The organism is Thermocatellispora tengchongensis (genome assembly GCF_014202315.1).
GTDB lineage: Bacteria > Actinomycetota > Actinomycetes > Streptosporangiales > Streptosporangiaceae > Thermocatellispora > Thermocatellispora tengchongensis.
This window is the reverse complement of sequence record NZ_JACHGN010000028.1, coordinates 35,768-59,752: the sequence shown is the minus strand read 5'-3', so window position 1 is coordinate 59,752 and position 23,985 is coordinate 35,768. Positions and strand designations below refer to the sequence as shown.

Here is a 23,985-nt window from a genome sequence, read left to right as displayed (position 1 = left end):
AGTGGTCACAGGTCCAGCACCAGGCGGTCGCCCCGCGCCCGTGAGACGCAGATCATCAGGGTCCGGCCGGAGGCTCGCTCACGCTCGCTGAGCACGCTGTCGCGGTGATCCGGCTCCCCCGCGAGCACGGCCGTCTCGCAGGTGCCGCAGGTGCCCTCCTCGCAGGAGGACATCACCGCCACCCCGGCCTCGCCCAGGACGTCCAGGATCGAACGGTCCGCCGGGACGCGCAGCGTCCGGCCGGTGGCGGCCAGCTCCACATCGAAGGCGGTACGCGGCGCGCCGGCGTCCGGCCGGGGCGCGAACCGCTCGACGCGGAGCGCGTCCGGCGGCCAGCCCGCCGCCGCGCAGACCCGCTCGGCTGCGGCGAGCAGCGGCTCCGGCCCGCAGCAGTACACCGCGGTGCCCGGCCGCGGCACGCCCAGCTCGGCCTCCAGGTCGAGCAGGCCGGTCTCGTCCTGCGGGCACACCACCACCCTGTCCCCGTAGCGGTCTACCAGCTCCGGCAGGAACGCCATGGACCTGCGCGTACGCCCGCCGTACACCAGCCGCCAGGGCGCGCCGCGCTCGGTGACGGCGGCGAGCATCGGGACCAGCGGCGTGATCCCGATGCCGCCCGCCAGGAACAGGTAGCGCTCGGCCGGCACCAGCGGGAAGTGGTTGCGCGGGCCGCGCACCGGCACGGCCTGCCCCGGCGCCATCCGGTCGTGCACGTACGCCGACCCGCCGCGCCCCGCCGGCTCGCGCAGCACGGCGACCAGGTACCGGTCACGGTCGGCCGGGTCGCCGCACAACGAGTACTGCCGCACCAGCCCGCCGCCCAGCACCAGATCGACGTGCGCGCCCGGCTCCCACGGCGGCAGCGTCCCGCCGCCCGGCGCGCGCAGGTCCAGCAGCGCCACCCCGTCGGCGACCGCCTCGCGCCGGTGCAGGAACAGCTTCAGCTCCGCCTCGCTCACGCCGCATCACCGCCGAGCATCTCGCCGACCAGCCTGGTGTCATGCGTCGCGGCCCGGAACCGGGGGTGGTCCAGCACCTCGCCCAGGAAGCCGGCCGTGCTCGCCATGCCGGGCCCGCGCACCACGGTCTCGCCCAGCGCCGTACGCATCCGGCCGATGGCCGCCTCCCGATCCGGCGCCCAGACCACCACCTTGGCCAGCAGCGAGTCGTACGCGGCCGGCACCCGGTAGCCGGAGTGGGCGTGCGTGTCCACCCGCACGAACGGCCCGCCCGGCGGCACGAACTCGGCCAGCTCGCCGGGCGTGGGGGTGAACCCGCGCGCCGGGTCCTCGGCGTTGATCCGGCACTCGATCGCCCACCCCCGCGTGACCACGTCGTCCTGGCCGTACCCCAGCGGCTCCCCGGCCGCGACGCGCAACTGCTCGGCCACCAGGTCCAGTCCGGTCACCATCTCGGTCACCGGGTGCTCCACCTGGAGCCGGCAGTTCACCTCCATGAAGGAGAACCGCCCCTCCGGGTCCACCAGGAACTCGAAGGTGCCCGCGCCGACGTACCCGGCCGCGAGCGCGGCCCGTACGGCGGCGTCGCCCATGTCCGCGACGATCTTCGGGTCGAGCGCCGGCGCGGGCGACTCCTCCACCAGCTTCTGGTGCCGCCGCTGCACCGAGCAGTCGCGCGCGCCCAGGTGCACGGCCGTGCCGTGCCGGTCGGCGAGCACCTGGATCTCCACGTGCCGCGCCGACTCCAGGTAGCGCTCCACGTAGACCCGCCCGTCGCCGAAGACGGCCTGCGCGTTCGCCCGCGTCTCGCGGTACGCCGCCGCCAGCTCCTCCGGCTCGCGCACGATCCGCATGCCGCGCCCGCCGCCGCCCGCCACCGCCTTGATGATGACCGGGTAGCCGATCGAGGCGGCCAGCTCGCGGGCCGCGCCCTCGTGCTCCACCGCGCTGGTGCTGCCCGGCAGCAGCGGCAGCCCGGCCTCGACCATCATGGACCGGGCCACCGCCTTGTCACCGAGCCGGTGCATCACCTCGGCGGGCGGCCCGACGAACACGATCCCCTCGTCCTCGCACACCTCGGCGAAGTCGGGGTTCTCCGAAAGGAAGCCGTACCCGGGGTGGATCGCGTCGGCCCCGGTACGCCGCGCCGCCTCGATGATCGCCGGGATGTTCAGGTAGCTGCCCTTGGCCGGCGCGGGCCCGATGTGCACGGCCTCGTCGGCGAACCGCACCACGGCGGAGTCGCGGTCGGCGGTGGAGTAGACGGCCACCGTACGGATGCCCAGCCGGCGGCACGTACGCGCCACACGCAGCGCGATCTCACCCCGGTTGGCGATCAGGACCGTCCGCATCACGGCCCGCCCACCGGCACGTACGCGATCAGCGGCTCCCCGTACTCGACCTGGGTCGCGTCCTCGACCAGCACCTCCACCACGCGGCCCGCCCGCTCGGCCTGCACCGGGATCATCAGCTTCATCGCCTCGACGATCCCCACCTGCTGCCCCGCCGCCACGGTGTCACCCACGGCCACGAACGGCTCGGCCCCCGGCTCCGGCGCCCGGTAGAACACACCCACCGTGGGCGCCCCGATGTGCGCCACCGCCGCATCGCCACCATCGGGGCCACCGACGTCACCATCACCAACGTCACTCACGACACCGGCGCCGCCGGCGGCATCGGAGGCGCCATCACCCCCGCGCACACCCCCAGAGGCGTCCCCGGCATGCCCGGCCCCAGAGGAGTCCCCAGCATGCCCGGCCCCAGAGGAGTCCCCGTCATACCCAGCCCCAGCCCCATTCCCGGCTTCCGGGGACCAGGACAGCTCCACGGCCGCGTCGCCCGAGGCGACCCTGATCCACGTCGGCGGGCGCGGGGTCTGGGTGGCCAGGGCCACGGCGTTGTCGCGCAGCGCGAGCAGCACCCGCTCCGCGTTCTCCGATGCGATGGTCACGCCGGCTTCCTCTCCTTCACCACCGGCTTCACCGTGTCCGGCGAAGCCGAGCCGAACCTGCGGAACCTGGCGTGCCGGTCCAGCACCAGGTTCATCGCGTCCATGGGCATCAGCTCGCGCAGCGTGGCGGTCAGCGCCCGGCGCATGGCCGCCGCCGCGCCCGCGTGGTCGGTGTCGGCGCCGCCGGGCGGCTCCGGCACGACGCCGTCGATCACGCCGAGTTCCAGCAGGTGCCGGGCGTCCACGCGCAGGGCCTCCGCGGCCCGCGGCGCGGCCTGGGGGTCCTGCCACAGGATCGCCGCGCAGCCCTCCGGGCTGATCACCGAGTACACCGCGTTGGCGCACATCAGCACCCGGTTGGCGACCGCGAGCGCCAGCGCTCCCCCGCTGCCGCCCTCGCCGGTCACCACGGCCACGGTCGGCACCGGCAGGCTGGCCATCAGCCGCAGGTTCTCCGCGATGGCGACCGCCTGGCCGTCGCGCTCGGCCTCCAGGCCGGGGTACGCGCCCGCGGTGTCGATGAACGTCACCACCGGCAGCCCCAGCTTGGCCGCGAGCCGCATCAGCCGGGCGGCCTTGCGGTAGCCGGCCGGGGTCGGCATGCCGAAGTTCCGCTTGGCCAGCTCGGCGGCCGTACGCCCCTTCTGGGTGCCGATGGCGACCACGGGGATGTCGTCCAGGTAGCCGAGCCCGCCGACCAGGGCCGCGCAGTCGGCGCCGCGCCGGTCGCCGTGCAGCTCGACGAACCCGTGGACCAGCATGCCGATGTAGTCGAGCGTCGTCGGCCGCCCGAGCCGCCGCGCCGCGCGTACCGCGGTCCAGGGGTCCAGGTCGGGCAGCTCGGCCGGATCGCCGACCGGCGCGGGCCCCTCCTCGGCCTCCGGCCGCTCGGCGCGGGCGCTGCGGGTGGCCACCGCGAGCAGCCGCGCCAGCGTCGTACGCAGCTCGCCCCGCGGCCTGATCGCATCGACGATGCCGTGGTCGAGCAGGAACTCCGCGGTCTGGAACCCCTCGGGCAGCTTCTCCCTGATCGTCTGCTCGATCACCCGCGGCCCGGCGAAGCCCAGCCGCGCCCCCGGCTCGGCGATGATCACGTCGCCCAGGGTGGCGAAGGAGGCGGCCACACCGCCGAACGTCGGGTCGGTCACCACGGTGACGGTGAGGATGCCCGCCTCGTCGAGCTGCGCCAGCGCCTGGCTGGTCTTGGCCATCTGCATCAGCGAGATCACCCCCTCCTGCATCCGGGCGCCGCCCGAGGCGGTCACCATGACCAGCGGGGTGCGCTCGCGCAGCGCGGTCTCGGCCGCGAGCGTGATGGCCTCCCCCACGGCCGCGCCCAGGCTCCCGCCGAAGAACCGGAAGTCCATCACCGCGACGATGACGGGATGCCCCTCGATCCGGCCCCGGGCGCACACCACGGCCTCATCGAGCCCGGTACGCGCCCGAGCCCGCCGTAGCCGTTCGGGGTAGGGCTCGGTGTCCACGAACTCCAGCGGGTCGGCGTCGGGCACACGGAAGTCCAACTCCCGCACCGACCCGTCGTCCAGCAGATGCGCGATCCGCTCCCGGGCCCCCATGGGCGCATGAAACCCACAACCAGGGCAAACCTTCGCCTCACGCGCGAACCGCCGCCCGTAGACCATCTCCCCACACCCACGGCACAGCACCCACTCTGACCGCTTCTCCCCATTCGCCACAGAGGCCCCCGAAAAGGCACCACCCCCGTTCGCCCCCCTCCCGGAGGAGAGGGGGGAAGCCACGTCCCCCGAAGGGGGCGCAGAGGGCGAGAGGGAGATGGAACCGCCGGGAGTGCCGCGCGAGATTCCGGCGGCAGCGCCCTCCGGGACAGCACCGGTGGCGTTCTGCCGGACGGCACCAGCCGGTCCACCCGGCACGCCGGTGACCGCACCGGTCGGCCCACCCGGGACCGGGCCGGTCGGCGCACCCGGGCCGCCGGTGACCGCGCCGTGCGGGACACCAGTGGCGGCCTCCTGCCGGACGGCACCGGCCGGTCCGCTCGGGACCTCGCCGCCGGGCCCATCCGCGACCGGGCCGATCGGGCCGATCGGGCCGACCTGGCCGATCGGGCCGATCGGGACGGCCGGCGTGGCGGTGTCGCGTGGGGCGGGGGCGGTGGGGCGCTGTGCGGGGGCGGTCGGGGCCGCACCAGGCGGTGTGCCCGGGGTGGGGGGCGTGGTTCTGGGGTGGGGAGGCGAGGGGGTGGGTGGGGTGGGGTCGGGGATGGTGTTTTCGGGCACGGGTGGTTCTCCTTTGAGGCTCAGGCGGCCGGGGCGGGGCGGTAGGCGGTGGCTCGGGAGGGCAGGCGTACGCCGGCGAAGCGGAGGGTGGCGACGCGGCCGGTGAAGGCCGCGCCGCGCATGATGTGCGCGGCGATGCCGGCCACCTCGCGGTTCTCCACCGGGGCCAGATACGTGCCTGCCGCCCAGGCGTTGAACGCGCCCATCGCGGGGCCGCACCAGATCTGGTAGTCGGGGGCCCGGCCCGGGTCGCCGGACATGCTCCACCGCGACGACAGGCCCAGGTACCAGCGGAACACCAGGGCCATGCGCCGTTTCTCGTCGCCCTCGGCGCGCTCGATCTGGGCCGGGTCGCGCTCGCGGAAGTAGGCCACCGTGTCGGCCCACACGTCGGCGAGCGGGCGGCGGAAGATCTTCTCCTCCAGCTCGGCGCGCTGGGCCGGCGGGATCGCGTCGATGCCGTCGTAGCGGCGGTACAGCTCGTACAGCTTCTTGGCCCGGCCGGGGAACATGGTGCCGCGCTTGAGCACCTGCACGTCCACGCCCATCTCGAACATGTCCGAGGACGGGGCCATCTCGCAGTCGGCCACCCCCGCCCCCGCGAGCAGGCGCTTGACCGGCTCCGACTGCCCGGACTCCACCGCCGCCTGGTTGATCGAGCCGGTGACGACGTACGCCGCGCCGAGCGCGAACGCGGCGAAGGCGGCGTCCGGGGTGCCGATGCCGCCCGCCGCGCCGACCCGGACCAGGCGCGGGTAGCGCAGCTCGGCCTGGAGCCCGTCGCGTACGCGCAGCAGTTCGCCCAGCAGCACCGTGAGCGGGCGGCGGTCGGTGTGCCCGCCGGAGTCGGCCTCGGCGGTGATGTCGTCGGCCATCGGCGCCGAGCGCGCGAGTTCCGCCTGCTCGGCGGTGATGTCGCCCGCCGCGACCAGCTCGCGCAGGATCGGCTCCGGGGCGGGCCGGATGAACCGCTCGGCGACCTCGGCCCGCGACACCTTGGCGATCACGCGGTGCCCGGCCCGCACCGACCCGTCGGCGGCGCGGGTCAGCCCGCTCGCCCGGTAGCGCACGATCTGCGGGGTCAGGTCCAGGAACGCCGACGCCTCGACGCACGGCACCCGGTGCCGCAGGCACAGGTCCACGGTGGAGCGCTCCAGCGCGGGCTCGCTGGGGCTGTGGATCAGGTTGCACGCGTACGGCGCGCCGCCCACCTGCCTGCTGATCGCGGCCAGCGCCGCGTCCACCGCGTCCGGCACCGACGACGCCGCGCCGTACGAGGCCAGGTACCCGGCCCGCGCCATGGCCACGACCAGCCGCTCGGAGGCGATGCCGTTGGCCATCGCCCCCGACATGTACGCCTGCCGCACCCCGTGGTCGCGCCGGAACTCCGCCGACCCCAGCCGGTCGGGCCCGGTCGGCGGCGCGGCGGCGAGGACCCGCCCGCCCGGCGCGCGGGCGATCCGCTCGTCGCCGGTGAGCCCGGTGGCCCCGTCGCGCTCGACGACGTACACCGGCCGGTCGAGGTCGGCGAGGACCGCGTACACCTCCTCCGCGGTGCGGGCGAGCCGGCCGGCGGCTTCGAGGACCGTCATGACCTCACGTCTCCTTCGCGCAGCTCCACGCCCACGTCCTGGATGTGGTAGATCCGCAGGCCGGGCTTCCACACGTTCGCGTCGGCGACCACGCGCACCCGGTCCTCCTCGCGCACCACGTCCTTGATGTGCACGTCGAGCGTCATCTCGCGGTCGGCGGCCAGGATCTGGCCCCGGTACCGCCACGTCATCGGCAGCCCGGCCGGCAGCACGAACTCCGGCGCGGCCAGGTGGTCGCCCAGGCCCGAGTCCACCAGCCACTCCTGCATGGCCTGGATCACCGCCTCGACGCCGAGCGAGCCGGGCATGACCGGGTCGAGGTGGAAGTGGCGGCGGAAGTACCAGTCGGACTCGGCGATCGGGCGCACGGCGCGCAGGTAGCCGCGGCCGTACTCGCCGCCGCCGTCCACGACCTGCACCTCGTCCAGCAGCCGCATGTGCCCGGTCGCGGCGCGGGGGCCGCCGGGGGCGCGCCGCCCGGCCTCGATCACCCGCACCTGCGGCCGGGGGTCCTGGCGCTCCAGCCACGTCGGCACGTACGCGCCGCCGTCCAGGCCGGTCTGGTTGGCCAGGGCCTGCTCGTTGAAGAACCCGAACAGCGACTCGCCGCGGTAGAACGGCTCGCCGTCCACGCTGAGCTCGTAGGCGAAGCTCTGCAGCACCGCCCCGCTGAGCACGCTGGTGCTCAGCAGCTCGGACGTCTGCTTGATCGTCTTGTCGCGCAGGTCCACCTCGCGCAGCACGGTCGCGGTGCCGTCGAGGTTGCGCAGGCTGTAGTCCTCGCCCGGGTCGGTGAGCGTGGCTCCCAGGTAGTAGCCGAGCAGCAGCGCCGACTGCAGCGAGGTCTCCATGTAGATCACGTTGGGCATGGAGGCGTTGGCCGACTCCAGGAAGTACCAGGAGTCGGCGTGCGCGTCGTACTCCGACCAGCCCTTCGCCCCGCCGCCCAGTTCGTGCCGCGCGCCCTCGACCCGCATCAGCCGGTCGCACAGCCTCAGGCCCTCGCAGGGCATCCGGGTGGCGCGGCGGCCGTTGGTCCGGGCGAACTCGGGGCCCAGCGTCACCGCGAGGTCCCCGCGCGAGCTGTGGATCATGTGGAACTCGCCCAGCATGGCGGGCTCGCCCTCGGCGTTGCGGCGGCCGAGGAAGCGCGGCACGATGCCGCCCTCCTCCGGCCCGATCGGCACGCCCGGCCGCTCCCGCACCTCGACCCGCAGCCCGTGCACGCGGGCCACGACCCGCTCCCCGGCCCGCAGCTCGGCCTCCACGGTGAGCCACGGGCGCGGGATCATGTCCACGGCGGAGATGTCCGCCGACAGCTCGCAGTCCTCCGGCATCGCGCCGTCGAGTTCGGTGTCCCCGGGGTCGGTGGTGAACGCGGCGTCGGCGAAGCACAGGTGCAGGCCGAGGTAGAGCGCGAGCACCTGGGCGGCCTGCTCGACCGCCCGCGTCACCCCGCCGGGGCCGGTGAGCGCGCAGCGTCCGGTCAGCACGCCGTGGTTCCACCGCCCGGTACGCCGGGCGATGCGCGTCACCTCGGTGAGCGCGCCGTCCCCGGCCGCGGCGAGGCGGATCTCGGGGTTGTCGCCGCGCTGGTCGTAGGCCGGGCCGAACACTCCGGCGATGTCCCCGGCCCGCAGCCGGTTCAGGTCGGCGGCGGTGAGGCGGGCGACGGGCGTACGGGCGAGGGGCTTGAACGCGCCCTCGGTGGTGGCCGGCTCGGGCAGCTCCCGCACCACACGGTGCTGTGGCGGGGCCGGGGCTGGGGTCGGGGTTTGGTGCGGGGTCTGGGGCGCGGGCAGCGGGGGCCCGCCCAGGCGGGCCAGGCCGAGGCGCTGCAGCGCCTCCTGGGCGGCGAGCGCCGAGGCGTGCGCGGCCACCACGCTCTCCCTGATCCGGCGGGCCAGCCGCGCGGCCGGGTCCGCGCCCCCGGGGAGGGGCGCGGGGGCGACGGCCGTCGTGGCGGTGCCGGGGAGGAGCGCGAGGGCGGCGGGGGGCGTCGGCACGGCGGCCGGGAGCAGCGGGTCGAACGCCTCGCCGTCGAAGCCGAGCAGCTCGTCGTCGTACGTCGCGGTCATCGGGCCGCCTCCATGCTCACGGCGCCCGCCTCGCGGTCGCGTACCGCCTGGGCGAACTTGGCCCGCATGTCGGGGGTGGCGACCACCGTGACGCCGGTGAGGCGCTGGAGCACGCTGCCGTCCTCGGCGCAGACGGTGACGTCCACGGTGACGGTCATGGGCGTCTCGCGCAGGTTCTCGACCACGGTGACGTACGGCGCGTCGGCGGGCAGCGGGGCGAAGTACTCCCAGCGGGCGACCGCCAGCGGCAGGCAGCCCGCGTCCAGGAACCACACGCCCAGCACGGCCGCCGCCTGGAGCACCACGTCCGCGAGGACCGGGCTGTGCAGCGCCGCCGCGTACGCGCCGCGTGCCAGCGGCTCATCGGCGATGCGGCACTCGGCGACCAGTCTGCGCGGCTCGCGTTCGAGCAGCCTGCGCACGCCCTGGAGCACCGGGCCGTGGAACAGGTCGGCGTCGGCGTACGCGCGCAGCCCGTTCTCCGGCCCCTGCCCGGTGGGGGGCAGGCGCAGCGGCGAGGGCGCGGGCGCCGTGCCGGCGGCCAGCGCGAAGGTGCCCCGGTAGTGCGAGCGCCGCGCGCCGTCGAGCCCGGAGACGATCGCCGCATCGATCACCAGCCGGCCGTCCGCGTCGAGCGCGCCGGGCTCGGCGGTGACCCAGTACGGCCGCCGCTCCTGCTCGCCGTCCACCACGACGCCGGACTGCACGTCGAACCGGCGCACCTCGACCACGCGCAGGCCCGGGTTCGCCCGCTCCAGCGTGCCGGCCAGCCAGCCGAGCGCGGCCGAGGCGGGCAGCACCGGGTGCTCGCCGATGCGGTGGGCGTCGATGACCGGCTCCTCGCCCAGGCCGGACAGGTCGCGGCGGGCGGCCAGCGCCGGGCTCGGCCGTACGGCGGGGGCGCCCGCCAGGGCCTCGGCCGGGCCGGCCAGCACCTCCACGTCGTCGCGGCGCGACGGGCCGAACTGCGCGGCGAACATCGCGGCCCCGGTCTCCTGCGGCAGCAGCGCGACGCCGCGCGCCCGGAACACCTCGCGCAGCTCGGGGGTGACCATGCCGCCGTCCCAGGCGCCCCAGTCGATGGCCGTGACCCGGCTCGCGGGGACGTTCCGCTTCCAGGACGCGGCCAGCCTGCCGAGCGCCTGGTTGGCCATCGCGTAGTCGGCCTGCCCGGCGTTGCCGTACACACCGGCCACCGAGGCGAACAGCACCAGGTGGCGCAGCCGCTCCCCGGCGTCGAGCGCGTCCAGCACCGCGCGCAGCCCGTCCAGCTTGGGCCCGAGCACGGTACGCACGGCGGCGGGCGTCTTGTCCGCCAGTCGGGCGTCCGCGAGCGCGCCCGCGCCGTGCACCACGCCGGTCACGCGCGGGGCGTGCTCGGCCAGGGCGGCGCGGACGGCGGCGGGGTCGGTGACGTCCACCGGGATGTAGCGGGCCCGCGCGCCGGTGGCGGCGACCGCCTCCAGCGTCTCGGCGATCTCCCGCCGGGCCAGCAGCTCCCGGAACCGCCGATCGACCTCGCGCGGGGTGATCTCGGCGGTCTCGGCGCGCATGTGCTCGATCAGGCGGGCCTTCAGCTCGTCCTGCGGGAGCCCGGCGGCCCAGGCGGGCGGCTCGCCGGCCTCGGTGCGGCCGAGCAGCAGGAACTCCCCGCGCCCGGAGGCGGCGGCCAGCGCGCGCACGCAGGCGGCCGTCACGCCCCTCGCCCCGCCGGTGACCACGATCACGTCGTCGTCCGCGATGTCGGGCGAGCCCGCCTCGGTCTCGGCCTCGTCCTCCTGCGCTGCGAACGCGGTGGTCCGGCGGCGGCCGTCGGCGTCCACGCCGACCTCGGCGGTGCCGGCGTCCGCGTCCGCCAGCTCGGCCAGGAGCCGGGCGGCGGCGTCGGGCAGCGCGGGCGCGAGGTCGAGCGCGCGGGCGAAGATCGCGGGCTCCTCGTGGCGGAGCGTCTTGACCAGCCCGGCGACGCCGCCCAGCAGCGCGTCCGCCGGGTCCGCGTCGCCACGGTGGCCCAGCGCGCCGTCGAGCCGGGTCACCGTGACGAACGCGGCCCGCGCGCCGTGCCGGCCCGCCGTGGCGGCGAGCACGGGCGCGGTGCGCTGGGCGAGGAACAGGACGCCGGCGAGGGTGCGTACGTTGGCGTCCCAGTCGCCGCCCGAGGGCAGGACCGCCAGGCACAGGTCGATCCGCTCGGGCAGCGGGGCGGGGGCGCCCTCTTCCGCGCCCCACGCGGCCAGGTCGGCGCCGGCCCGCACGACCCGCCACCCCGCGCCTTCGAGGGCGTCGGCGTAGCCGTCGGGGTCGGGCCCGGCGACGAACGCGACCGGCTCGGCCGCGTACGCGTCGCGCAGCTCGTCCACATCGGGCAGCGGCACCAGCTCCAGCCGCGCCCGGCCGATCCGGGAGCCGGAAACCTCCCGGGTCTCCACGGGAGCGCCCGTGCCGCCGGTCACGAAGGCGATGACGTCGGCGAGGGTGTGCAGCTCACCGAGCTGCTCCGGAGCCACCACCGGCAGACCCGGGAACGCATCACGCAACGCCCCCAGAATCTGCACCCGCTTGATCGAATCCACCCCCAGATCCGCCTCAAGATCCATCGACACATCCACCAGATCAGCCGGATAACCCGTCTTCTCCGCGACGATCGACAGCAGGGCGGCCGACACCTCGTCCGGATTCGGGCCGGAGGAGGCAGAGGCGGGGGCGGTTCCCTCGGCGGCCTCCTCGGCCGTCACGAACGCGACGACGTCGGTCAGGGTGTGCAGCTCACCGAGCTGCTCCGGAGCCACCACCGGCAGACCCGGGAACGCATCACGCAACGCCCCCAGAATCTGCACCCGCTTGATCGAATCCACCCCCAGATCCGCCTCAAGATCCATCGACACATCCACCAGATCGGCGGGGTAACCCGTCTTCTCGGCGACGATCGACAGCAGGGCGGCGGACACCTCCTGCGGGTTCGGGCCGGAGGAAGTGACGGACGGGGTGTCGGCGGGAGTGGTGGGCGGGGCGGCGATCGGCGGCAACGTGCCGAGCGCGCCCTGGGCACCCGCCCCGTTCGCATCGGCGGCGCCGATCGCGCCGGCCGGGGCCCCGTTTCCGGTCCCGATCGCGCCGGGCGGCGTGTCGAGGCCGACCGGGGTGCCGGGGAGGGTGAGCGTGGCGGTGGGGTCCGTGCCCGTGGCGCGGCCGGTGAGTTCGAGTTCGGCCAGGGAGGCGAGGATCTGGTTGACGCGGACGTGGGCGTCGCCGATGGCCAGGCTCTGGCCGGTGATGGCCTCGATGGCGGCCTGCGGGGTGGTGCCGTCGCCGCGGCGCAGGGCGTCCACCAGGCCGTCGGCCACGCGGAGCTGGCCCTCGACGTAGCGGGTGTGCAGGTCGAGGTGCCGGGCCGCGATGTCGCCGAAGGGGGTGGAAGGCTCCGGGGCCGGAGCCGGGGGCGCGTACGGGACGGGGGCCGCCGCGGGCGGCGCGTACGGGACGGGGGCCGCCGCGGGCGCGGTCGTGTGGACCTGGTAGGAGCCGTCCAGGGCGGCCTCGGCGGCGGCCTGGCGGGCGGGCGGCACGTAGTCGCGGCCGTTCAGCGTGACGGTCATGCCGGTGGCGGGCGTCTCGGGCAGCGGGGGCGCGTCGAAGCGGTTGATGTCGCTCACCGGCGCGCCCGCCACCGCGAGCCGCACCGCGGCGCGCCGGAGCGCCAGGTCGCCGTCCACCTTGGGGCCGAGGTCACACGGGATCGCGAGTACGCCCCCCGCCTCGGGGTCCTCGCCCAGGGTGCGGGCGGCGAGGCGGGAGAGGGTCTGCCGAGGGCCGAACTCGACCAGGACGTTGCACCCGGCGTCGCGCATCGCGCGCAGCCCGGCCACGAACTCGACCGGCCGGCGCAGTTGCTCGGCCAGGGTGTCGCGGTTGGCCTCGATGTCGTCGCCGTACGCGGCGCCGGCGGTGTTGGCGAAGACGGGGGCGCGCGGCGCGCGTACGTCCACTTCGGCCAGGGCCTCGCGGAAGGCGGCGACCGCGTGCCCGACGCGCTCGGTGTGGAAGGCGGCGGCCACCGGCAGCGGACGGGCCTCGATGCCCCGCCGCTTGCACGTCGCGGCCACCTCGACCACGGCGAGGGTCGCGCCGCCCACCACGACCTGGTCGGGGGCGTTGTGGTTGCAGATGGACACCTCGGGGTGGTCGCGCAGCAGCTCGGCGACGGCCTCGGGCCCGGCCTCGACGGCGAGCATCGTGCCCGCGTCCACCTCGCCGGGCGGCGACTCCATGGCCTGGCCGCGCGCCCGCGCCAGGGCGAAGAAGGCGTCGTCGCCGAGCGATCCGGCCGCCCACAGCGCGGTCAGCTCGCCGAAGCTGTGGCCGAGGAAGGCCGCGCACTCCAGGCCGAGGGCGGTCAGGAACCGGTACTGCCCGGCGGACAGCGCGCCGATGCCGGGCTGGGCGTACTCGGTGCGGCGCAGCACCGACTCGCGGTCGGCGCGGGTCTCGCCGTCGAAGGACGCGGGCGGGTAGACGACCTCGGCCAGGGTGCGCTCCGCGCCCGCGAAGGCGGCGTTGGCCTCGTCGAAGGCCGTGCCGACCAGGGGGTTGTTCAGCACGGTGGTCAGGCCCATGTCGACGTACTGGCTGCCCTGACCGGCGAACAGGGCGCCGACCTTCAGACCGGCGACCGCGCGGCGGCGGTAGTGGACCCCGGCCGGGTGCGACCACGCCGGCGACTCCCGGTCGGCGGCGAGCCGTTCGATGGCCACGGCCAGCAGCGCGTCCTCGTCCCCGGCGGCGGCGAAGCCGATGCGGGCGTGGTCCTGCGGGATCGGGCCGGACGCGGGCTCGGCGCCGGAGCGGAGCAGGCCGAGCAGTGCCTCCGGGTCGGGGGCGTGCCACACGTACGCCTTGGCGGTGCGGTGGTGGGTGCGGATCGCGGCCCGGTCGGCGCTCGCCTCCTCCACCACCACGTGGAAGTTCGTGCCGCCGAAGCCCATCGCCGAGGCGGCGGCCCGGCGCACCGGGCGGCGCGGGTCGGCGATCCACGGGCGGGTGGTGGCGTTGATGTAGAAGCCGGCGTTGGCGAAGTCCACGGTGGTGTTCGGGCGCTCGACGTTGATCGTCGGGGGCAGGGTCTTGTGGTAGAGCGAGAGCGCCAGCTTGATCAGCCCGGCGGCGCCGGCGGCGCCCTTGGTGTGCCCGATCTGCGACTTCACGCTGCCGATCGCGGCGAACCGCTTCTCGCTCGTGGCCTCGCGCAGCAGCTCGTCCAGCGCGGTCAGCTCGGTCCGGTCGCCGACGCGCGTACCGGTCGCGTGGGCCTCGAACAGGCCGATCGAGGCGGGCGAGACACCGGCGTCCTGGTACGCGCGGCGCAGCGCGAGCGCCTGTCCCTCCGCCCGGGGCGCGTAGATGCTCTTGTAGCGGCCGTCGCTGGAGGCGCCGATGCCGCGGATCACGGCGTACACGCGGTCGCCGTCGCGTTCGGCGTCGGCGAGGCGCTTGAGCGCGAGCATGCCGATGCCCTCGCCGACCAGCGTGCCGTCGGCGTCGTCGTCGAACGGGCGGATGCGGCCGGAGCGCGAGAGCGCCTGCGTCTTACTGAAGCACATGTAGCCGAAGATGGAGTTCTCCGTGTCGCAGCCGCCGGTGATCATCATGTCGGCGCGGCCGGAGATCAGCTCGTTCACCGCGATGTGCACCGCCGAGAGGCTGCTGGCGCAGGCGGCGTCCACGGTCATGTTCATGCCGCCGAGGTCGAGCCGGTTGGCCACCCGGCCGGCGATCACGTTGCCGAGCAGCCCCGGGAAGGAGTTCTCCTCCCACGGCGGGAACGCCTCGACGTAGCGGGCGGCGATCTCCTCGGCGTCCTGCTCGCTCAGGCCGCACGAGCGCACCACGGCCTTCAGCACCGGGGTGCTGAGCCGGGCGGCCAGCGGGTGGGCGAGCGTGGTCGGGCCGGCCACGCCCAGCACCACGCCGGTGCGGGCGGGGTCGTACCAGCTCGAACCGGTGGCGCCCGCGTCGGCGAGCAGGTCCCTGGCCACCATCAGGCTGAGCATCTGCACGACCGTGGTGACTTCGAGCTGGTTCGGCGGCAGGCCCCACTCCAGCGGGCTGAACTCGACATCGGGCACGAAGCCGCCGCGGGTGCAGTAGGTCTTGTCGGGGGCGCCGGGGTCGGGGTCGTAGTAGTCCTCGATCCGCCACCGGGAGGCGGGCACGTCCTCGATGCAGTCGGCCGCGTCGACGACGTTCTGCCAGAAGTCGCGGTAGGTCCGCGCCATCGGGAACAGACCGGCCACGCCCACGATGGCGATCGGGTTGCGCGCCGCCACGTCGTGACCCCCCTGATAGTCCTGGTCCACTTGGGTCCTTCCTTTGCCGGCCTTCCGGATTGCCATCGGGTCAGCCGAGCAGCGCGGCGATGCCCGCCGCGATCGTGCGGTGGCCTTCCGGGCTGGGGTGCATGCCGTCGGGGGCCCACATCGCGGGGTCCCTGGTCACGGGGGTGTCCACCATGTCGTAGGCGAGCACGCCCAGCTCGGCGGTGAGCTTGGTCATGTAGTCGTTGGCCTCGGCGAAGCGGGCGCGCAGGGCCCGGCGCTTGTCGTCGGACAGGCCGGGCAGCTTGCCGGGGATGTCCGGCCAGGTGATGGTGAACACCCGGGCGCCGCGCAGGGTGAGGCCGGTCAGGATGTGCCGCAGGTTGTAGCGGAAGCGCTGGGCGTCGAAGTCGCGGGAGACCAGGTCGTTGCCGCCGACGGTCACGCCGTACAGGGGCGCGTCGGCGCTCAGCGCCCTGGCGAGCTGGTGGTCCACCACGTCCTGGGTGGTGGCGCCGTACGAGCCGAGGTTGACGACCGCGTCCGCCGGGATGCCGAGCGCGTCGGCGAGCTGCGGCACCCAGCCGCGGAACGTGCCGTCGGGCAGCGGGTCGCCCCGCCCTTCGGCGAAGCTGTCCCCGATGGTCATGAGCTGAACCGCCATCGCAGCCACCGCCTAGCCCAGCGAGCCGATCATGCGGGCCATGTTGTCCGGCGCGAAGAACTGCTCGCCGGTGATGGCGCCCGCGATCAGGTTGTAGAAGTCGCGGGCGAACTCCTCGTTGCGGCTGAGCGCGGTGAACACCTTCTCCAGCTCCGGCGGGAGCACGAGCGCGCCGATCGTGGCCGCGAACCGGTACGCCGAGGCCGTACGCTCGTCGCGCTCGGCCTGGTAGGCGGCCAGGGCCTCGTCCATGGGGCGGGCGCCCGACAGTCCCTCGGCGATCCGCTCGGCCAGGATCTCGGCGTGCACGAAGGCGTCGCTGATGCCCTGCCCGGTGATGGGGTCCTTGTGGTATCCGGCGTCGCCGACCAGCGCCCAGCCGGGGCCGTACGAGCGGCGGTAGTAGTTGTCGGGGTAGCGCATGCCGATGAACCGCTCCACCCGCTCGCCGGAGCTCGCGACCTCCTCGGCGATGTCGGGCACGATGTCCTTGACGACCTGGAGGAAGTTGCCCTCCACGTCGCCGCGGAACTCCTCCCAGCGGTCGATCGGCTTCATGATCGCGATCAGGGTCTGGCCGTGGCTGGTGGGCCACACGCCGACCTGCCGGCCGACGCCGATGCGGCTGTGGAAGTGGGTGTCGAGCCCGGTCCAGTAGGAGTAGTAGACGAACGAGGCCGCCGGGATGCTCTGGTAGATCTCGGCCCCGGCCTCCCGCGCGACGAGCGACCCCGAGCCGTCGGCCCCGATCACGATCTTCGCCCGCTCCTCGCCGCCGTCGGCGGTGCGGACACCGGCCACCCGGCCGTCCTCCATGATCAGCTCGCATACGGTGCAGCCCTCGCGCACCTCCACGCCCGCCGCCCGCGCCCCGTCCAGCAGAATCGGGTCGAGCACGGTACGACGCGGCGCGTACGTCGCGTCGATGCCGTCCATCGGGTCGGCGAACCCGTCGATGCGGTTGTCACGGTAGGAGATGGTCATCCGGCGGATGGCAGGCGTGTCGGTGGCGGTGAGCGCGTCGAGCAGCCCCCACTCCTTCATCCGCACCAGGCCGTACTGCTGGATGTAGTGCGTGGAAACGGTGTCGCTGGGCTGGACCGCCTTGTCCACCAGCAGGACGCGGTAACCGCGCCTGGCCAGCAACATGGCGACAGGTGAACCGGCGCACCGCGCACCGACGACAATGGCGTCATACATGTGGACTCCCGCGCTGACGGAAAAGGCGCACTGCTATTGCGATTACCTTTTCTACGTAGCGGCCCGGCGGGGGTCAACGGGCATCGGCCCTTCCTATCGCACCATTCGACTCCCCCTGAGTGCGAGCCCGCCGACCAGCGGATTTCCACTCACGGCCCCGGCGATTAACCTGCCGTCAACAATCGAGTGCCTTCATTATGGCATGCCTCCGAAAAGCAAATTCAATGCGGAAATCAGCCAGGCCCAGGCCCGCTTGGCCGGCGCGGTGGTGGACGGCAGGCCCGACTACGAGCAGATCCGCCGCATGGTGGACTCCGTGGTCCCGTTCAACAACCACGTGGGCGTCCGCGTGACCGAGGTCGGCCACGCCCGCGCCGTCGCCGAGGTCGCCGACCGGCCCGAGATGCGCAACCACCTGGGCACCGTCCACGCCGGCGCCCTGTTCCTGGCCGCCGAGGTGGCCTGCGCCGGCGCCTTCTCCGGCGCGGTGGCCACCCGCATCGCCGACGTCCAGAGCTTCGTGCTGCGCGAGAGCCGGGTCGCGTTCCTACGCCCCGCCACCGGCCGCATCCGCGCCACCGGCACCCTGGACGAGCAGGTCATCGCCGCGATCCTGGCCAAGATCCCCTCCGACTCGGGCCAGGAACGCCACGAGCTGTCCGGCAAGGCCCTCCTCCACGACGACGCCGACACCCTCGTCGGCAAGATCGACTTCGACTACGTCTGCTGGTTCAAGTCGGCCTGAGCAGGCTCACCCCGCCGATCCACCCCGCCGGCCGCGCCGCCCCGTGCGCGGCCGGCGGTTCTCGTGTGTGCGGGGTTCCAACCAGGATGGGCGGCGATGGCGTTCTCCATGGCGAGAGGAGAGCCGATGGACCGCTATCAGGGCTTCCGCGAGTTCGTGGGGGCGCGTCAGCAGTCGCTGATGCGCAGCGCCTACCTGCTCACCGGGGACGCCCATCTCGCCGAGGATCTGCTGCAGAACGTGCTGGTGAAGGTCGCCCGGCACTGGCCGAAGCTGGCCGGCGGCGGTGACCCGGAGGCGTACACGCGCCGGGCGCTGATCAACGAGCACATCTCCTGGCGCAGGCGGCGAAGATCCGCCGAGTATCCGCAGGAGCATCCGCCGGAACCGGGCCATGACTCCGGTGACGACACCTTGCACCGTGTCGCCCTGCAACGCGCGCTCGCCCGGCTGACCCCGCGCCAGCGGGCCGTCATCGTGCTGCGCTTCTACGAGGACCGCAGCGTGGAGGAGACCGCGCAGTTGCTCGGCTGCTCGCCCGGCACGGTCAAGAGCCAGACCAGTCACGCATTGGGTCGCCTGCGCGTGCTCGCCCCGGATCTCGCCCACCTGCTCCACGACACCGCCGCCCCCGGCGACGCCCCTGCCGCCGCCACGCCCGGGGCGCCGGCCGCCCGTGCGGCCTCGCGGGCCGCCTCCGACGCCGAGGAGAACGATCGATGAGCACCTTCCGCGACCAACTGCAGTCCATCGCCGACGGGGCGCCCGCGGTGGACCTCGCCGAACGGGTGATCCGCCGGGCCGAGCGCCGTCGCAGGGGCGCGCGCGCCGCCGCCGGCGCCGTCGTCCTGGCCGTCGCCGTCGCCGTGGTGGCCGCCGGCGGGGCGATCGTCACCGGCGGTCAGCGGGGCGGCGTCATCACCAGCGGCGTCATCACCAGCAAGGTGACCGACACCCTCCCGGCCTCCGGTGTCGGCCCGCTCAGCCACGCCTACTACGACTGGTGCGGGGAGGAGTGGACGCCCGGCCGGAACACGCACACCTTCGCCAGAGAGTGCGCCCAGTGGAACGTGGTGACGCGGGCGGGCCGCACGTACCGGATGCCGGAGGCGTTGAGCGTCTACACCGAGCAGAGCGCGGACGAGTACATGAACACCAACGCGCCCCTGGTGATCTCCGCGGACGGGGAGCGGGTCGCGTACTACAGCGAGAAGGACCAGGCGTTCGCCGTGCGGGACCTGCACGGGGGCCAGGTGTGGACGGTGCCGGTGCCGGTGTCGCGGGCCGAGCTGGTGGCCCGGCCGGTGCTGCTCCTGCTGTCCCCCGGCGGCACCCGCCTGGGCCTGTGGGGCGGATCGGGGCTGGACGTGGTGGTCGAGGTCGAGACCGGCCACGTCACCCACCTCCCGGACGGCTGGCACGTGCGGGCCGTCGGCGACGCCGGCGGCCCGGTGATCGTCACCAGGGAGGGCCGGGACGACGAGCTGGGCGCCCTCCGGGAGGACGGCACCGTGCGGGCCTTCCCCCCGCTTGAGGACACCCCTCCCCCCGACCTGGGCCAGCCCTCCCCGGACGGGCGCACGCTGGCCTATCTCACCGGCATGACCGGGGCCGCGACCTCGACGCCCGGCCCGTCGGAGCGGAGCACGGCCAACGCCACGATCGTCACCCTCGATGCCGCCACCGGCGAGACCCTGCGCCGGACGCGGCTGCGCGGGGCGCCGCGCGACTTCGGCGCGATGCGGGTGGGCGGCTGGCTGAGCCGTACCGAGGTGGTCGTCACCGAGCCGGTCATGGACCGCGTGCCGAAGCGGGGCGAGACCCCGACCCTGGGCGAACGCACCTACCGCGTGGACGTCCGCACCGGCCGGGTCAGGCCCCTCGCGGTCCACACCTTCCGGGGCTGGGCCGGCAGCCTGGAGCTGCCCGGCTTCTGACCCCCCCCACCCGCGCACGCCGGGTACGCCCTCACGCCGGGTACATCGCCTCGATCTCCGCCGCGAAGTCCTTCTCGATGGCGGCGCGGCGGAGGCGGAGGCTGGGGGTGAGGTGGCCCCGGGCGATGGTGAACTCGGTGGGCAGGATGCGGAAGGCGCGGATGGACTCGGCGCGGGAGACCAGGGTGTTGGCCGACTGGACGGCGGCGGCTATCTCCTTCTCCAGGTCGTCCCGGGAGGCGGCGGAGGGGTCCACCGTGATCAGGGCGGTGACGTACGGGCGGGCCTCGCCGACCAGCATGCAGTTGGAGATCAGCGGGTGCTGGCGGAGGCGGTCCTCCAGCACGGCCGGGGCGACGTTCTTGCCGCCGCTGGTGACCAGGATCTCCTTGCGGCGGCCGGTGATCTTGAGGTAGCCGTCGTCGTCCAGGTCGCCCAGGTCGCCGGTGTGCACCCACTCCTGGGGCTCGGCGGGGGCGCGCCAGTAGCCGGGCGAGACGTGCGGGCCGCGGATCAGGATCTCGCCGTCGTCGGCCACGGCGACCGTGGTGCCGGGGACGGGCCGGCCGGACCTGCCCAGGCGGTTGGCGGTGGGGGCGCTCATGGTGGCGGTGGAGGTGGTCTCGGTGAGGCCGTAGGCGCCCAGGACGGTCAGGTCCATGCCGGTGAAGAAGTCCAGGGTGTCGGGGTCGAGCGAGGCGCCGCCGCAGATCATGTGGGTCAGCCGGCCGCCCAGCACGGTGTGCAGGGCCTGCCGCACCGGGTCGCCGGTGGCCGGCTCCACCGTCTCGCCCCTTCTCCGCGCCGCTCCCCTGGCCATCGCGGCCTGCTCGGCGGGGGCGAAGGCGGCCTCGCCGAGCCGCTGCCGGAGGGCCTTGCGGATCTTCTCCAGGACGTACGGGACGCCGGCCAGGAAGTGCGGCCGGAACACCGGCAGCTCCGCCACCAGGTCGTTGGCGCTGGCGACCAGGCCCGTCTTCACCCCCGCCCACAAGCCGCCGAAGGCGACCACGCGGCCGTACACGTGGGCGAGCGGCAGGAACAGCAGGGTGGACGCCTGCGTGCCCGGCGGGTTGAACAGCTCGGGGAGGAGGGCGACCACGTTGCAGGCGGCGGCCAGGATGTTGCGGTGGGTCAGGACGACGCCCTTGGGGGTGCCGGTGGTGCCGCTGGTGTAGACGATGGTGGCCGGGTCGTCCGCCCGTACGGCGGCGCGGTGCTCGGCCAGGTCGGCGGCGCCGGCGCGGCGCGCCGGCGAGGGCAGCGGGCCGCCCAGGGACCAGACGGCGATGTCGCGGCTGGGCAGGGCCGACAGCAGGCGGGGACGCGCCTCGGGGGCGGTGAAGCAGGCCACCGGACCGGCGTCGTCCAGCACCGCGCGGATCTGCTCGGCCGAGGCCGTGGGGTAGACGGGCACGGTGATCGCGCCGAGGCTGAGCGCGGCGAAGTCGGCCACGAGCCAGTCCACGCTGTTGCCGCCCAGGATCGCCACCCGGTCACCGGGGCGGACCCCGGCGCCGAGCAGCGAGCGGGCGAGGTCGGCGGCCTGGGCGGCGAACTCGCCGTACCGGACCTCGCGCCAGCCGTCCGGCGTGCGGGCGGCCAGGGCCACCAGGTCGGGTTCCCGGCGGGCCCGGTCGTAGGCCATGTCGGTCAGCGTCGCGCCGTCGGCGATCTCCACCAGGGGCTCGACGGAGAACTCACGCACTTCGCACTCCCTTGCGTACGCGGGTGGCGTTCAGGCAGCGCAGGAACGCCTCCACCGGGCCGGGGGCGCGGTCGGCGCGCCACACGGCATGGACGGGCAGGGTCGGCACCGGGCCGACCAGGGGCACGGTGACCAGGCCCGCGGCGGCGCTCTGGTCCCAGCGGGGGGCGGAGGTGAAGCCGACGACCTGGCGGGTGCGCACCGCGACCGCGGTGGCGAGCGGGTCGTTGATCTCCTCCACGATGTCGAGGCGGGTGCCGGTGCGCGCCGCCGCCGACTGGATCTCGTCGTACATGGCCGGGCACATCTCGCGGCCGAACAGCACGCAGCGCTGGCCGGCCAGCTCGCGGAAGCCGACGGCGTCGCGGCGCGCCCAGCGGTGCCGCTTGTCCACCATGGCCACCAGTTCCACGCGCAGCACCGGCATCGAGCGCCAGCCTCGGCGCTGCTGCGCGCCGAACACCAGCGCCACGTCCAGCTCGCCGTCCGCCAGGGCGCGAAGCTGCGGGCCGCTGTGCATGCAGGTCAGCTCGACGTTCAGGGAGGGGTGCTCGGCGTGCATCCGCCTGAGCGTGGCGGGCAGCACCAGGCGGCCGGCCACGAAGTTGAAGCCGACGCGGATCGTGCCGGCGCGCCCGGCCGCGACGCCGCGGGCCTCCTCGACCGCCTGCCCGGCCAGGTCGAGAACCTGCCGGACCTCGCCCAGGAACGCCTCCCCCGCGGGGGTGAGGCGTACGGGCTGGGAGGCGCGCGAGACGAGCTGGACGCCCAGCTCGCGCTCCAGGCGCTTGAGTTGCAGGCTGACGGACGACTGGGCGATGCGCAGGCGGCGGGCCGCGCGGCTGAAGTTGTTCTCCTCGGCGACGGCGACGAACGAGGTCATCTGCTGGAATTCCATGGGTCCTCCGGGTCCCCCTAGTCCGGCGTCTCCTCTGGCGGGCTCGTTCAGGTGTGCGGACGGACGAAGGCGCTGTCGAGGCAGGTCAGGAACGCCCGTACGGTGCTCGGGTCGTCGTCCTCGCGCCAGACGGCGTGCAGTTCCACGGCGGGCGCAGGCTCGGCGAAGGGCACCGCCACCGAACCCAGCCCGCCCGCGGCCATGTGCGCGCCGCGGTGCGCGGAGACGAAGGCGACGACGGGCTGGGTGGCGGCGACGATGGCGGTGGCGCTGAGGTCGTCCACCTGGTGGGCGATGGTGAGGCGGATGCCGCGCCGGTCGGCGGCGGCCATGATGGCGTCGTACATGGCGGGGCTCTGCTCGCGGGCGAACATGATGCAGGGACGGCCGGCCAGGTCGGCGAAGTCGACCCGGGGCAGCTTGGCCCAGGGGTGCCCGGTGCCGACGAGGGCCACGATCGGCACCCTCATCAGCGGCCGGTGCCGCAGGCCGGCCGTGGCGGGCCTGCCGTCGCAGAAGGCGATGTCCAGCTCGCCGGCGGCCAGGGCGGCGAGCTGGGGGCCCGAGCGCAGCTCGGACAGCTCGACGACGATGTGCGGGTAGCGCTCGTGCATGGCCACGAGCACGTTCGGCAGGACCTCCTGCCAGGCGGAGAAGTTGTAGCCGATGCGGACGGTGCCGAAGCGGCCGTCGGCGGCCTCGCGGGCCGCCTGGGCGGCGCGCTCCATGTGCCGCACGATCGAGCGGGCGTGGTCGCGGAAGACCTCCCCCGCGGGGGTGAGCCGCACCTCGTGCGAGGTGCGTACGACGAGTGTCACGCCGAGTCTGCGCTCCAGCCGCTGCAACTGCTGGCTCAGTGACGGCTGGGTGAGATGCAACTTCGCGGCGGCGCGGCCGAAGTGCAGCTCCTCGGCCAGGGCCAGGTAGGAAACCAGGTGGCGAAACTCCAACGCGACCTCCCCAACGGGTCCCACAACAGGCTGACCCAGCGGGCGGGAACGGCAGTACGGGGGGAGGCGAACAGTGGATGAAATGCCCGTATGGGGCTGATCGCACGATTCGAATCCCCGATGGGCGGGCCGTTCCGGGGCACCTGTCGCGCGGTGTTCACTCGCCGTCAACCGGGCCTTGCTCGAATCCGGGCACGACCACCGGATCTCGGGAGGAAGTCGCATGACCGTCGGCGAGAACACCGTGAGCGGGCCCGTCGCCAGCCGCATCACGGAGCTGCGCACGCTGCTGGACCAGGGGGCGCGCGAGGGGCTCGGCGTGGGCGCCTCGCTCGGCATCACCGTGGAGGCGCTGGAGAAGGGGCGGGCGGTGTACGTGCTCGACCCCAACCCGGCCACGATCAACGCGATGTTCACCGTGCACGGCGGCGTGCTCGCGACGCTGATGGACACGGCGATGGGCAGCGCGGTGTTCACCGAGCTGGGCGACGGCGTCGCGTACACGACGCTGGAGCTGAAGGTGAACTTCATCCGCTCGGTCGGCATGGACCACTCACGGCTGACCTGCCGGGCGAACACGGTGCACGTGGGACGCCGCACCGCCACGGCCGAGGCCAGGATCACGGACGCGGCCGGCAAGCTGATCGCGCACGGGTCGTGTACCTGCATGGTGTTCCAGCCGGAGGCGTGAGCGGGGGGCGGGGAGGCGTCCCCTCCCCGCCCCCCGCTCACGC

The 23,985-nt window shown here is 74.5% G+C and carries 16 protein-coding genes; 4 read left to right on the top strand and 12 right to left on the bottom strand.

From position 1 onward, the window contains the following. Positions 1 to 5: 5 nt before the first annotated feature. The 9 genes from HNP84_RS44020 to HNP84_RS43980 form a co-directional block, all read right to left on the bottom strand. Entirely contained in the window at positions 6 to 959 is a 954-nt protein-coding gene (locus tag HNP84_RS44020) for a PDR/VanB family oxidoreductase (protein ID WP_185056059.1), read from the bottom strand. After that, a complete protein-coding gene (gene accC / locus HNP84_RS44015; RefSeq protein ID WP_221337525.1) occupies positions 956 to 2,311 on the bottom strand; it encodes an acetyl-CoA carboxylase biotin carboxylase subunit in 1,356 nt (451 codons plus the stop codon). Before accC ends, HNP84_RS44020 begins: the two co-directional genes overlap by 4 nt. Continuing rightward, the gene (locus HNP84_RS44010) at positions 2,311 to 2,910 is read right to left on the bottom strand and encodes an acetyl-CoA carboxylase biotin carboxyl carrier protein (RefSeq protein ID WP_221337524.1); all 600 of its coding nucleotides are present in this window, start codon (positions 2,908 to 2,910) and stop codon (positions 2,311 to 2,313) included. Before HNP84_RS44010 ends, accC begins: the two co-directional genes overlap by 1 nt. Next, complete coding sequence (gene accD, locus HNP84_RS44005) at positions 2,907 to 4,607, bottom strand: acetyl-CoA carboxylase, carboxyltransferase subunit beta (protein WP_312927044.1); 1,701 nt, start codon at positions 4,605 to 4,607, stop codon at positions 2,907 to 2,909. The genes HNP84_RS44010 and accD overlap by 4 nt, the downstream gene beginning before the upstream one ends. Positions 4,608 to 5,188: 581 nt before the next feature. Next, positions 5,189 to 6,760 carry a PfaD family polyunsaturated fatty acid/polyketide biosynthesis protein gene (locus HNP84_RS44000; protein ID WP_185056056.1) on the bottom strand — a complete coding sequence of 524 codons (1,572 nt, stop codon included), beginning with the start codon at positions 6,758 to 6,760 and terminating at the stop codon, positions 5,189 to 5,191. Further along, positions 6,757 to 8,838 carry a beta-hydroxydecanoyl-ACP dehydratase gene (locus HNP84_RS43995; RefSeq protein ID WP_185056055.1) on the bottom strand — a complete coding sequence of 694 codons (2,082 nt, stop codon included), beginning with the start codon at positions 8,836 to 8,838 and terminating at the stop codon, positions 6,757 to 6,759. Before HNP84_RS43995 ends, HNP84_RS44000 begins: the two co-directional genes overlap by 4 nt. Continuing rightward, on the bottom strand, positions 8,835 to 15,191 hold the full coding sequence (locus HNP84_RS43990) for a type I polyketide synthase (RefSeq protein ID WP_221337523.1): 6,357 nt from the start codon (positions 15,189 to 15,191) through the stop codon (positions 8,835 to 8,837). Before HNP84_RS43990 ends, HNP84_RS43995 begins: the two co-directional genes overlap by 4 nt. 40 nt (positions 15,192 to 15,231) lie before the next feature. Then, positions 15,232 to 15,813, bottom strand: a complete 582-nt coding sequence (locus tag HNP84_RS43985) for an SGNH/GDSL hydrolase family protein (RefSeq protein WP_185056053.1) — start codon at positions 15,811 to 15,813, stop codon at positions 15,232 to 15,234. Positions 15,814 to 15,825: 12 nt separating this feature from the next. Further along, positions 15,826 to 17,013: an NAD(P)/FAD-dependent oxidoreductase gene (locus HNP84_RS43980; RefSeq protein WP_185056052.1), complete on the bottom strand. Its 1,188-nt coding sequence runs from the start codon at positions 17,011 to 17,013 to the stop codon at positions 15,826 to 15,828. Between the two features lie 253 nt (positions 17,014 to 17,266). Between HNP84_RS43980 and HNP84_RS43975 the strand changes: the two genes are divergently transcribed. The 3 genes from HNP84_RS43975 to HNP84_RS43965 all read left to right on the top strand — a co-directional run bounded on the left by HNP84_RS43975 (position 17,267) and on the right by HNP84_RS43965 (position 19,695). Next, on the top strand, positions 17,267 to 17,758 hold the full coding sequence (locus HNP84_RS43975; protein ID WP_221337522.1) for a PaaI family thioesterase: 492 nt from the start codon (positions 17,267 to 17,269) through the stop codon (positions 17,756 to 17,758). Positions 17,759 to 17,884: 126 nt separating this feature from the next. After that, positions 17,885 to 18,481, top strand: a complete 597-nt coding sequence (locus tag HNP84_RS43970) for a SigE family RNA polymerase sigma factor (protein ID WP_185056050.1) — start codon at positions 17,885 to 17,887, stop codon at positions 18,479 to 18,481. Next, entirely contained in the window at positions 18,478 to 19,695 is a 1,218-nt protein-coding gene (locus HNP84_RS43965; protein WP_185056049.1) for a hypothetical protein, read from the top strand. Before HNP84_RS43970 ends, HNP84_RS43965 begins: the two co-directional genes overlap by 4 nt. Before the next feature lie 31 nt (positions 19,696 to 19,726). Here HNP84_RS43965 and HNP84_RS43960 read toward each other — a convergent pair whose 3' ends face one another. The 3 genes from HNP84_RS43960 to HNP84_RS43950 are packed head-to-tail and all read right to left on the bottom strand — an operon-like array spanning position 19,727 to position 23,251. Then, on the bottom strand, positions 19,727 to 21,403 hold the full coding sequence (locus HNP84_RS43960) for an AMP-dependent synthetase/ligase (protein ID WP_221337521.1): 1,677 nt from the start codon (positions 21,401 to 21,403) through the stop codon (positions 19,727 to 19,729). Then, on the bottom strand, positions 21,396 to 22,301 hold the full coding sequence (locus tag HNP84_RS43955) for a LysR family transcriptional regulator (protein WP_185056048.1): 906 nt from the start codon (positions 22,299 to 22,301) through the stop codon (positions 21,396 to 21,398). Before HNP84_RS43955 ends, HNP84_RS43960 begins: the two co-directional genes overlap by 8 nt. A 47-nt stretch (positions 22,302 to 22,348) precedes the next feature. Continuing rightward, positions 22,349 to 23,251: a LysR family transcriptional regulator gene (locus HNP84_RS43950; RefSeq protein WP_185056047.1), complete on the bottom strand. Its 903-nt coding sequence runs from the start codon at positions 23,249 to 23,251 to the stop codon at positions 22,349 to 22,351. 223 nt (positions 23,252 to 23,474) lie between these two features. Between HNP84_RS43950 and HNP84_RS43945 the strand changes: the two genes are divergently transcribed. After that, the gene (locus tag HNP84_RS43945; protein WP_185056046.1) at positions 23,475 to 23,942 is read left to right on the top strand and encodes a PaaI family thioesterase; all 468 of its coding nucleotides are present in this window, start codon (positions 23,475 to 23,477) and stop codon (positions 23,940 to 23,942) included. Positions 23,943 to 23,985: the final 43 nt, after the last annotated feature.

Coding starts and splice junctions, on each gene's coding strand:
- HNP84_RS43980 (WP_185056052.1), bottom strand. CDS start 17,013: ATGTATGACGCCATTGTCGTCGGTGCGCGGTGCGCCGGTTCACCTGTC.
- accC (WP_221337525.1), bottom strand. CDS start 2,311: ATGCGGACGGTCCTGATCGCCAACCGGGGTGAGATCGCGCTGCGTGTG.
- HNP84_RS43995 (WP_185056055.1), bottom strand. CDS start 8,838: ATGACCGCGACGTACGACGACGAGCTGCTCGGCTTCGACGGCGAGGCG.
- HNP84_RS43985 (WP_185056053.1), bottom strand. CDS start 15,813: ATGGCGGTTCAGCTCATGACCATCGGGGACAGCTTCGCCGAAGGGCGG.
- HNP84_RS44000 (WP_185056056.1), bottom strand. CDS start 6,760: ATGACGGTCCTCGAAGCCGCCGGCCGGCTCGCCCGCACCGCGGAGGAG.
- HNP84_RS43955 (WP_185056048.1), bottom strand. CDS start 22,301: ATGGAATTCCAGCAGATGACCTCGTTCGTCGCCGTCGCCGAGGAGAAC.
- HNP84_RS43945 (WP_185056046.1), top strand. CDS start 23,475: ATGACCGTCGGCGAGAACACCGTGAGCGGGCCCGTCGCCAGCCGCATC.
- HNP84_RS43965 (WP_185056049.1), top strand. CDS start 18,478: ATGAGCACCTTCCGCGACCAACTGCAGTCCATCGCCGACGGGGCGCCC.
- HNP84_RS43970 (WP_185056050.1), top strand. CDS start 17,885: ATGGACCGCTATCAGGGCTTCCGCGAGTTCGTGGGGGCGCGTCAGCAG.